Raw genomic sequence first — 10,058 nt, forward strand, 5'->3', positions numbered from 1 at the left:
GCATCGAACCCGCCGCTTGGCTCAAGGATACGCTGGAAAAACTACCCAGCTGGCCCAACAGCCGGATCGATGAGCTATTACCCCTCGCGCCTCAACCTGAGTAAAGGTGGGGCGGCTGGACGCTTACGATCAAGGTTCACAGGTGGTGCGCCGTGTATTTATCTCCACGGTTATGTACCTCACAGACACCCATGTGGCGTCTGAGCTGTGAAACAAAATAATCCCCGTAAACAGGCTCTGCCGCCTGTCCGGATTCAACTGCCCCGGACTATCATGCTGATAGCCCTACCCCTTACCGCAAGGAGCCGCTCGGAACGCCGATGCGCCAGATCTGGAAATCTTTTCGAGCCCTTTATTTCGCCTCCTTGATGATGCTGATCGGCTCCGGCCTGCTTAGTACTTATCTGGCTTTGCGTCTGGCAGCAGACAATGTCGACAGCTTGTGGGTCGGTGCGCTGATGGCTGCCAACTATTTTGGCTTGGTGCTGGGCGGCAAGCTCGGGCACCGCCTGATTGCCCGGGTCGGGCATATTCGTGCTTACGCCACCTGCGCGGGGATCGTCGGCGCAGCAGTGCTGGGTCACGGTTTGGTTGATTGGCTGCCAGCCTGGATTGTGCTGCGGATGATCGTGGGCTTGGGGATGATGTGCCAGTACATGGTTATCGAGAGTTGGCTCAATGAGCAGGCGGATGCCAAGCAGCGTGGCGTAGTGTTCAGCGGCTACATGATTGCGTCCTACCTTGGGTTGGTACTGGGCCAGTTGATCCTGGTCATGCATCCCCATCTGGGGCTTGAGCTGTTAATGCTCGTGGCGCTGTGCTTCGCGCTGTGCCTGGTCCCGGTGGCCATGACCCGGCGCATTCACCCGGCTCCACTGCACCCGGCCCCGATGGAGCCGCGCTTTTTTATCAAGCGCGTGCCGCAGTCGCTCAGCACCGTGTTGGGTGCTGGGTTGATCGTCGGTTCGTTCTACGGCTTGGCACCGCTCTACGCCTCTCAGCAGGGCCTGACAACTGAGCAAGTCGGCCTGTTCATGGGTAGCTGCATTTTTGCTGGATTGGTCGTGCAGTGGCCGCTGGGCTGGTTGTCGGACCGCTATGATCGTGCGCTGCTGATTCGCTGCTTTGCCTTGTGCCTGGCGGTGACGGCCTTGCCGTTGGCAATCATGACGCAGGTACCGTTGGAAGTACTGTTCGTGGCAGGCTTCTTCTGTTCGCTGGTGCAGTTCTGTCTTTACCCTTTGGCTGTGGCCTTTTCCAACGACCATGTGGAAGGCGATCGTCGGGTGTCACTGACGGCCATGTTGCTGGTGACCTACGGGATCGGCGCCAGCGTGGGGCCGCTGTTGGCAGGTGTGGTGATGAAGCTATTCGGCAGCCAGATGCTCTATGCGTTTTTCAGCTTGTGTGCGTTGATCCTGGTGTGGCGCATTCGACCCAAGGCTGTGACCAACCTGCATCAGGTCGACGACGCACCGCTGCATCACGTGGCAATGCCCGACAGCATGTCCAGTTCGCCCTTGGTGGCTGCCCTTGACCCGCGGGTGGATGAGCAGGTGGTACAGGAGCAGATGCAAGTGACTGTGCCTGATCCAGAGCCCGCCCCTGAAACCGGGGAGCCGACGAGCGAAGAGTCGCACGAGCCACCAGACCCGGACGAGCATCCCCATGACTTAAGCAGGGCACGCCCCTGAACGAAAAAACGGGCAGATCCCATCAGGATCTGCCCGTTTTTTTATCTCAGCGTCTAACGCTTAAAGATCGTCGTCTTTATCGAAGCGCCGAGCTTCACGTTGTAATTGGTAGACAAAGCGCTCCACTTGGCGCTGCACCAAACCACTCATGTTGTGAAAGCGCACGCCGGCAAAGGTGGTGTTGATCTTGTCTTCGAAGTGCAGGTAGCGCAGTTCCACAGAGGTGGTCATGCTGCCGAAGGGCAGGGCAGTGATAAAGCGGTCATAGACCTGGCCCAACTGCAGACGCTCGGAGATATCGCCTTCAAAGCGCAATTTGCAGCCGGTTGCCGAGATATCCAGCAGCTTACCGCTGATAGGCGCCTTGAGCTTCTCGCCACCCAACTGAATGTCCACCAATTGCGCGAGCTTAAGAGCGGCGCGGAAGGCATTGCGTCGTTGGTGGTAAACCACTTCGCCGGGCAGGCTGCCGCTGTAGATGCGGTGGCCGCCTTTTTCGCTGATGGTCAACGTGCCATTGCTTTCCCAGGCAACCCGCACACCCTCATGGAAACCTTCGATACGGAAGGCTTCGCCATTCTCAAGATAGCGTTCACCGTCACGGGGAATCATTTCGTCCAGTACCAGCGTCTTGCTGTCCCGGTCGATGTCCACCAGGTAGCTCTGGAAGCGCTGGCTGCGTTCGTGGAAAGTGATGATCAGTGGGTCATGGCTTTCTTGCAGCATCCGCAACGTGCTGGCGATTTCCAGAGGCGTGGTGAGCACCTTGGGTGGCTGCGGTGCATCTTCCGCATTAAGGGCGTTGAACACGGTTCTTCCATCTCCAGGCAAAATACGACTACACGCAAGAACCGGCATTTTGCCAGTATGTAGCGCGCCTTGGATAGGCCACGCTGTAAACCGGCGTCAGGCTTGGCTGCGGGTGCTTGGCTTGACCAGGCGTGAGGTGGAGCCTTGGGCGTTGTAAAGGGCCGGAGGCTCTCCGCCGTGCAGTATGCGCAGCTGATTGGCGGTCGTGGCTTGCTGAAGCTGGATCGACTGACCGTTGAGCAGGTTGGCTTCCTGGCACTGGGCAAGCAAATGATTGAGTTCTTTGCTTTGTGCCAGCAGTTGATCGCCAACTGAAGAGTGGCTGGCCAGTTGTGCCAGGCCATCATGATCGGCAGGCAGACCCAGGCTGATCAGAATCTCACTGCGCTTTTTGCCATGCTGTTCAAGCAAGACAATCAGCGATTGTTTGCGCGCCAGGATTTCTTCCAGCAAGCGCATATCCCGGCCGTACAAGGCCAGGGATTCTTCCTTAAGCAGCTCGAGCAATTGTTGCGTCGGCGCCAGATCATCAATGATCAGTTGGAGCAAATGTTCGTCGTGGTGCATGGCTGGCCTTGGGTTTTAAGCGTCCAAAAGCCCTGCGCAGGCCTTTGCCTAGCGCTCGGCTTCGAAGTTGAGCAGCTTGCTGGCTACACGGTTGCTGTCGACTTTATAGCTGCCATCGGCGATCGCCTGTTTCAACTCGGCCACGCGGGCTTTATTGACGACGGGTTGATCGCGCAGCGAGTCAGTGACCTTTTGCAACTGTTGAGCCTCATTGCTCAGGTGTACCGATTCCCCACTCTGGCTGGCGGCGGCCTGCTCTGCTTTGGCAGGCAAGGGCTGCGGCTTGGCTTCTACGCTGTCCTTGGCACCGCCGGTGCGCGTATTGCCGGGCAAGGCCGGGGCGTTATTCAAACGACTGAAATCAATGACCATGTTGAAAAACCTCTGGGTATTTGGACGCTTGCCATGTTTTCGGCCATACCCGGGCAAACTTTAGGCTCGATTGACAATAAACCTGTTCGGCTCAATATCCAGCACACAGTGTAGGAAAAGCTGGCATTTGATTCCAGTCATCTATAGCGCCACCTCGACCTGACCTGGCGCGGTGACTCGCGCCTTGATCACGCGATTGGAGTTGAGGTTCTTGACACGGATCTGTTCGCTCATGCCGCCATTGGACAACGCCTCTCCCGGCATCCTGACGTTCAGGCCGCCACTGCTGGCGGAAATCACCACCTGGTCACCCTTGCGAATCACCTCGGCCTGTTCCAGATGAACCAGCGTGAGGACTTGGTCGGTGACCACCGGTCGCGTGAGTTTCTGCCCGACGGCCTGGTCCAGCGACGTCAGGTAGCCTTGGTTGATCAGGCTGATGTCCCGCTCGCGCAACGCCACATCGTCGTAGCCGATGATGCCGGTGCGCTTCAACGGTCTCGCCACGACCACCACGTCGCGAAACAGCTTGACCTGAGCCGGTACAAAAACCGTCCAGGGCGAGGCGCCCTCACAGCGCACCTTTACGGTCACACGGCCGATGGGCTGGGCGGGGCTTTCCAGGGTGGCTGTCAATTCCTTGTCGCACAGTGGCATGCGCAAACGGGGGTCCAACTGGTTGACCTGGATTTCATAACGCCCCGGCGTCTGGGTGGTCGCCAGATAATCTTCTACAGTGAACTCAAGAAAGCCTTGGGTGACGCCGATAAGTAGATCAGGCAGGGTAACGTTGTCGGCGCGGGCCGTGACGCCCAGGCCCGAGACAAGCAGCGCCAGCGCGGCGCAGAGCAGTCTGCGGTAGCGTGAGCGGCCAGGGTGTCGGGAAACTGTCGTTTTAATATCCATACTCAGTAAATAGCAAAGCTCGTGCCGTTTAGTGTTGGGTACGCGTCGTACCCCTAGGATTTAGGAGTCTGGGCATGGCAGGTGTAATGGATTCAGTAAACCAGCGCACACAGCTGGTAGGGCAGAATCGCCTGGAGTTGTTGCTTTTCCGCCTGGATGGCAATCAGTTGTATGGCATCAACGTGTTTAAAGTGCGTGAAGTGCTGCAATGTCCCAAATTGACGATCATGCCCAAGTCCAGTCCGGTAGTGTGTGGCGTGGCCAACATTCGTGGCGCGACCATCCCGATTCTTGACCTGGCAATGGCCACGGGGGCCGCGGGTTTGCAAGACCGCCAGAACCCTTTCGTGATCATCACCGAATACAACACCAAGACCCAGGGTTTCCTGGTGCGCTCGGTGGAGCGCATCGTCAATATGAACTGGGAAGAGATCCATCCGCCGCCCAAGGGCACGGGGCGCGATCACTACCTGACGGCGGTGACGCGGGTCGACAACCAGTTGGTGGAAATCATCGACGTGGAGAAGATCCTCGCCGAAGTGGCCCCCACCTCGGAAACCATCTCCGTCGGTGTGGTGGATGCCGAAACGGCACACAAGGCGGTTTCGCTGCGCGTGTTGACCGTGGACGACTCTTCCGTAGCGCGCAAGCAAGTCACACGTTGCCTGCAAACCGTCGGGGTGGAGGTGGTGGCCCTCAATGACGGGCGCCAAGCCCTGGATTACCTGCGCAAGCTCGCGGACGAGGGCAAGAAGCCCGAAGAAGAATTCTTGATGATGATCTCTGACATCGAGATGCCGGAAATGGATGGCTACACGCTCACGGCCGAGATACGTAACGATCCACGCATGCAAAAATTGCATATCATCCTGCATACTTCGTTGTCGGGGGTATTCAATCAGGCAATGGTCAAGAAGGTCGGTGCGGATGACTTTCTGGCCAAATTCCGTCCTGATGACCTCGCATCCCGGGTAGTCGACCGGATCAAGGCAGCAGATCACGGCTAGGGGATGTCCCCCGGCGGTCACACGATTTAAGAGGCGGCATCATTGTCTACGGGTAATTTGGATTTCGAACAGTTCCGGGTCTTCCTGGAAAAAGCCTGTGGCATATTGCTCGGTGAAAACAAGCAGTACCTGGTATCCAGCCGCCTCAACAAGCTGATGGAACAGCAGGGCATCAAATCCCTGGGTGAGTTGGTCCAGCGGATCCAGGGTCAGCCGCGCAGTGGGCTCAAGGAAATGGTGGTCGATGCCATGACCACCAACGAAACCTTATGGTTTCGCGATACCTATCCCTTTGAAGTGCTCAAGAACAAAGTGTTGCCCGAAGCCATCAAGGCCAGCCCGGGCCAGCGCCTGCGTATCTGGTCGGCGGCCTGTTCTTCGGGGCAGGAGCCGTACTCGATCTCGATGTCCATCGACGAGTTCGAGCGAACCAACATTGGCCAGTTGAAAGCCGGCGCGCAAATTGTGGCCACGGACTTGTCCGGCACCATGCTCACCAACTGCAAGACCGGTGAGTACGACAGCCTGGCCCTGGGCCGAGGCTTGTCCCAGGAACGCCTGCAACGCTACTTCGATCCCAAAGGGGCAGGGCGTTGGGCGATCAAGGCGCCGATCAAGAACCGCGTCGAATTTCGCTCGTTCAACCTGCTCGACAGCTACGCCAGCCTGGGCAAGTTCGACATGGTGTTCTGCCGCAACGTGCTGATCTATTTCTCGGCTGAAGTGAAGAAAGACATCCTGTTGCGCATCCACGGCACCCTCAAGCGCGGAGGTTATCTGTTCCTCGGTGCTTCCGAGGCGCTCAATGGGCTGCCGGATCACTTCCAGATGGTGCAATGCAGCCCTGGGATCATCTACCAGGCCAAGTAGTCTGGATGTATGCAATAAAAACTGTGGGAGCCGGGCTTGCCCGCGATGGCGGTGTGTCAGTCGATGAATAGGTCGGCAGGTACTGCGCCATCGCAGGCAAGCCAGCTCCCACATTTTTTTCTCGGCAAGCTGGAGTAAAGCGGCAAGCCCCATTGCCGCTTTACTGGCACTACGCGGAAATCGCTTGCCGCTTTTCTGGCATAGTCGCCGGCAACTTCCCTCGAAGCCCTTGATATACGGGCTCCCGCAAGATTGGCATGCACCTTGCTATAACCCTGCTAACGAACAGCAGGTCAGCCTAAAGGTTTCCGCCATGAGCATCAGCTTCGATAAAGCGCTCGGTATCCACGAACAAGCCCTGGGCTTCCGCGCCCAGCGTGCCGAAGTCCTGGCCAACAACATTGCCAACGCCGACACCCCGAACTACAAGGCTCGGGACTTGGACTTCTCCGCTGTGCTCGCCGCACAACAGGACAAGACCAAGAACGGCACCTTCGCCTTGAATATGACCAACAGCCGTCATATTGAAGCGCAAGGCCTGAGCAAGGGTGACGAGTCGCTGCTGTATCGCACACCGATGCAGCCGTCGATCGACCAGAACACCGTCGACGCCCAGCTGGAGCAATCGAACTACGCCGAAAACTCGGTGAACTTCCAGGCCAGCTTCACCCTGCTCAACAGCAAATTCAAAGGGCTGATGTCAGCCCTGCGCGGAGAGTAAGCCATGTCCCTGTCCAGTGTTTTCAATATTGCCGGCAGTGGCATGAGCGCGCAGACCACGCGTTTGAACACCGTCGCCAGTAACATCGCCAACGCCGAAACCGTCTCCTCGAGCATTGACCAGACCTATCGCGCCCGCCACCCGGTGTTCGCCACCATGTTCCAGGGGGGGCAGGCAAGCGGCAGCGATTCGTTGTTCCAGAGCCAGGACGCCGCCGGCTCCGGTGTGCAGGTGTTGGGCGTGGTTGAAGACCAGAGCAACCTGGAGGCCCGTTACGAGCCCAACCACCCGGCCGCGAACGAAAAGGGCTACGTCTACTACCCCAACGTCAACGTGGTCGAGGAAATGGCTGACATGATCTCTGCCAGTCGCTCGTTCCAGACCAACGCGGAAATGATGAACACCGCCAAAACCATGATGCAGAAGGTTCTGACCCTGGGTCAGTGATAAGGGGCGCCAAATAATGGCCATCGTTGATACGTCAAACAACACGGCGGTTCAGGACCTTTTCAATTCCAAGGTCAAGACTGCGACGAACAACAGCAGCGTCAGCGACGCTTCCAAGACGGCGACGGGCAACCAGTCGCTGGGCAAGGATGCGTTCCTGCAACTGCTCGTCACCCAGCTGAAAAACCAGAACCCGCTGTCGCCCCAGGACAACGGCGCGTTCGTCGCGCAGCTTGCACAGTTCAGCAGCCTGGAAGGCATCAATACCCTGAACGACTCGGTGAACAACATCTCCAGCAACTTCAGCTCGTCGCAGGCGCTGCAGGCTTCGTCGCTGGTGGGGCGCTCGATCATCATCCAGACCGACAAGGCCATGGTGGATACCAGCAAGAGCATGACCGGTTCGGTGGCAGTAACCTCGGCGGTGGGCAATGTCTCCGTCAAGATCACCGACAAAGACGGCAATGTGGTGCGCACCGTTGACATGGGCGCCCAGAGTGCCGGTACCCAGAGCTTTATCTGGGATGGCAAGAACGACAAGGGCGAGGTTGCCCCAGCTGGCACCTACACCTTCAATGCCACCACCAAGAACGACAAAGGCGACGCAGTGGCCTTGACCACTTCGCTGCCCGCCACGGTCACCAGCGTGACCCTGAGCAAGACCGGCGGCGAAATGCTGCTCAACCTTGCAGGCGGCATGGGCAGCGTCAAGCTGTCGCAAATTCAGACTATCGGTACATAGAGCCGGCTAAATACGGCAGAGGGAGAGAAACATGTCTTTTAATATCGGCCTTAGCGGCCTCTATGCGGCCAACAAACAACTGGACGTGACCGGCAACAACATCGCCAACGTCGCGACCACTGGCTTCAAGTCATCCCGTGCGGAATTCGCCGATATCTACGCGGCTTCCAAGCTGGGCACTGGCCAGAACAGCATCGGCAATGGTGTGAACCTGGCGGCGGTGTCCCAGCAGTTCACCCAGGGCGACGTCAACGGCAGCGGCGGCATCCTCGACATGGCGATCCAGGGCGGTGGCTTCTTCGTACAGAAGGGCAGCGACGGTTCGCTGGAGTACACCCGTAGCGGCGCTTTCCGTGCGGACAAGGACGGCTACATCACCAACAACACCGGCACTTCCCGCCTGCAAGGGTATGCCGCGGACGATAATGGCAAGATCAGCAAGGGTGGCTTGGTCGACCTGCAACTGAATCTGGCGAACCTGCCGCCCAAGGCGTCCACCAAGGTCGACTCCACCAGCAACCTGAACTCCTCGGAGCCGGTGATCGACCAGACGGCCAAGCCGTTTGATCCAACCAAGACCGAAACCTTCACTACCCAGTACAGCACCACCTTGTACGACTCCCAAGGTAACGCGCACCCGATGGTGCAGTACCTGGTGAAAACCGACGGCAACAAGTGGAATGCCTATACCCTGATTGACGGTCGCAACCCCGATGGTTCGGCTCCGACCGGCACCCCTTCGACGCCACCTGTGCCGTCGACATTGACCTTTGACGGCGCTGGCAATCTGACTACCGTCGTCACCAATGGTGTGTCCGACAAGACCCTCACCGTTGCCGGTTGGGTTCCCGGAAAGGTAACTGACGGCGTATGGAAGGCTAACGGTGCGGATGCCAACCCGGGTGGTATCGCCATCAACATGGCCAACATTACCCAGTACAACTCGGCCACCTACCGTAACCCTCCGGTCACCGATGGCTATGCCACCGGCCAGATCACCGGCCTGAAAATCGACGGCAGCGGGGTCCTGTTCGCCACTTTCAGCAACCAGCAGAGCAAGGCCATCGGCCAGATCTCCCTGGCCAGCTTCAACAACGAGCAGGGCCTGCAGCCAGCCGGTGCGACCACCTGGAAAGAGACCTTCGCCTCGGGCCAGCCGGGTTATGACAACCCGCAAGCCGGTACCCTGGGTTCGATCGTGGCCAACTCCCTGGAGAACTCCAACGTCAACCTGACCAGCGAGCTGGTGGACCTGATCAAGGCCCAGAGCAACTACCAGGCGAACGCCAAGACCATCTCCACCCAAAGCACCATCATGCAGACCATCATTCAGATGACCTGATGCCACCGCGCTAATACCCGCACACAAAAAGGCCCCTCGATCGAGGGGCTTTTTTGTGCGCGCGCGTTACTAGTTTACCGCTTGTTTCACCTCGCCTTACTGCTGGAACGCCCACCGCCCATTGCGCCACGTACGGGGCACGGGCGCCTGTCGCCCATCGATCAGCGGGAGAGAGGTATGGCGATGTACAAGCAGTGGGAAGGGGTGCCAGCAGGCAGCCATTGGTTTGTTCTGAATAACTACAGCGCCGGTCTATACAGACGCAAAAGTCAGTCGGATGAACCCGGGGGAGGCAAGTCCTCTGATGCTGAATCGGTGAGGCAACTGCTCAATGAGTTGAGAGATGCCGAGAAAACATCCAAGAGCCAAACCGTCCAAGACATTCGTGACAAGTTGAACGAGAAGCGCGAAGAGCTGGGTGATGAGAAATTCAAGGAGATCATGCAGGAGTTGATGGCGAAGGCGGACGTCTCCTGGCTGGAGATGCTGCGCCGTCTGATGAAGCAATGGTTTCCGGAAATCGACGATACATCACCCACACCTTCGCCGCCTTCTCCTCGCCCGTCGCCAGGTGGTGGCG

The 10,058-nt window shown here is 58.2% G+C and carries 12 protein-coding genes and 1 pseudogene; 9 read left to right on the forward strand and 4 right to left on the reverse strand.

Annotated features, from left to right (window positions below):
* A partial coding sequence (locus GIW04_RS22670) for a transposase domain-containing protein (protein WP_156422911.1) occupies positions 1 to 104 on the forward strand: 104 nt, incomplete at its 5' end.
* Between the two features lie 216 nt (positions 105 to 320).
* Complete coding sequence (locus GIW04_RS22675; protein ID WP_120248484.1) at positions 321 to 1,694, forward strand: MFS transporter; 1,374 nt, start codon at positions 321 to 323, stop codon at positions 1,692 to 1,694.
* A 60-nt stretch (positions 1,695 to 1,754) separates the two neighbouring features.
* Here GIW04_RS22675 and GIW04_RS22680 read toward each other — a convergent pair whose 3' ends face one another.
* From GIW04_RS22680 to flgA, 4 genes are all read right to left on the reverse strand, one after another.
* Positions 1,755 to 2,504 carry a flagellar brake protein gene (locus GIW04_RS22680; protein ID WP_120248482.1) on the reverse strand — a complete coding sequence of 250 codons (750 nt, stop codon included), beginning with the start codon at positions 2,502 to 2,504 and terminating at the stop codon, positions 1,755 to 1,757.
* 96 nt (positions 2,505 to 2,600) lie between these two features.
* Positions 2,601 to 3,071, reverse strand: coding sequence for a flagellar protein FlgN (locus tag GIW04_RS22685; RefSeq protein WP_003193583.1), 471 nt, complete (start codon positions 3,069 to 3,071; stop codon positions 2,601 to 2,603).
* 48 nt (positions 3,072 to 3,119) lie between these two features.
* Complete coding sequence (flgM, locus tag GIW04_RS22690; protein ID WP_003193581.1) at positions 3,120 to 3,443, reverse strand: flagellar biosynthesis anti-sigma factor FlgM; 324 nt, start codon at positions 3,441 to 3,443, stop codon at positions 3,120 to 3,122.
* A gap of 141 nt (positions 3,444 to 3,584) precedes the next feature.
* Complete coding sequence (gene flgA / locus GIW04_RS22695; protein WP_003193579.1) at positions 3,585 to 4,349, reverse strand: flagellar basal body P-ring formation chaperone FlgA; 765 nt, start codon at positions 4,347 to 4,349, stop codon at positions 3,585 to 3,587.
* A 74-nt stretch (positions 4,350 to 4,423) separates the two neighbouring features.
* Here flgA and GIW04_RS22700 point away from each other — a divergent pair, with 74 nt between their 5' ends.
* The 7 genes and pseudogenes from GIW04_RS22700 to GIW04_RS22730 form a co-directional block, all read left to right on the forward strand.
* The gene (locus tag GIW04_RS22700; RefSeq protein ID WP_003193578.1) at positions 4,424 to 5,356 is read left to right on the forward strand and encodes a chemotaxis protein CheV; all 933 of its coding nucleotides are present in this window, start codon (positions 4,424 to 4,426) and stop codon (positions 5,354 to 5,356) included.
* A 42-nt stretch (positions 5,357 to 5,398) separates the two neighbouring features.
* Positions 5,399 to 6,226, forward strand: coding sequence for a protein-glutamate O-methyltransferase CheR (cheR, locus tag GIW04_RS22705; protein WP_003193575.1), 828 nt, complete (start codon positions 5,399 to 5,401; stop codon positions 6,224 to 6,226).
* A 313-nt stretch (positions 6,227 to 6,539) separates the two neighbouring features.
* Positions 6,540 to 6,947: a flagellar basal body rod protein FlgB gene (flgB, locus tag GIW04_RS22710; protein ID WP_003193573.1), complete on the forward strand. Its 408-nt coding sequence runs from the start codon at positions 6,540 to 6,542 to the stop codon at positions 6,945 to 6,947.
* Between the two features lie 3 nt (positions 6,948 to 6,950).
* Entirely contained in the window at positions 6,951 to 7,394 is a 444-nt protein-coding gene (gene flgC / locus GIW04_RS22715) for a flagellar basal body rod protein FlgC (protein WP_003193572.1), read from the forward strand.
* Positions 7,395 to 7,410: 16 nt separating this feature from the next.
* Entirely contained in the window at positions 7,411 to 8,136 is a 726-nt protein-coding gene (flgD, locus tag GIW04_RS22720) for a flagellar hook assembly protein FlgD (protein WP_003193570.1), read from the forward strand.
* Positions 8,137 to 8,167: 31 nt separating this feature from the next.
* Complete coding sequence (gene flgE / locus GIW04_RS22725; protein WP_003193569.1) at positions 8,168 to 9,478, forward strand: flagellar hook protein FlgE; 1,311 nt, start codon at positions 8,168 to 8,170, stop codon at positions 9,476 to 9,478.
* A gap of 177 nt (positions 9,479 to 9,655) precedes the next feature.
* A pseudogene (locus tag GIW04_RS22730) lies at positions 9,656 to 10,058 on the forward strand (hypothetical protein); the annotation flags it as partial.

The sequence above is a fragment of the Pseudomonas sp. PA-4-8C genome, assembly GCF_021606625.1.
Taxonomy (GTDB): Bacteria; Pseudomonadota; Gammaproteobacteria; order Pseudomonadales; family Pseudomonadaceae; genus Aquipseudomonas; species Aquipseudomonas lactis.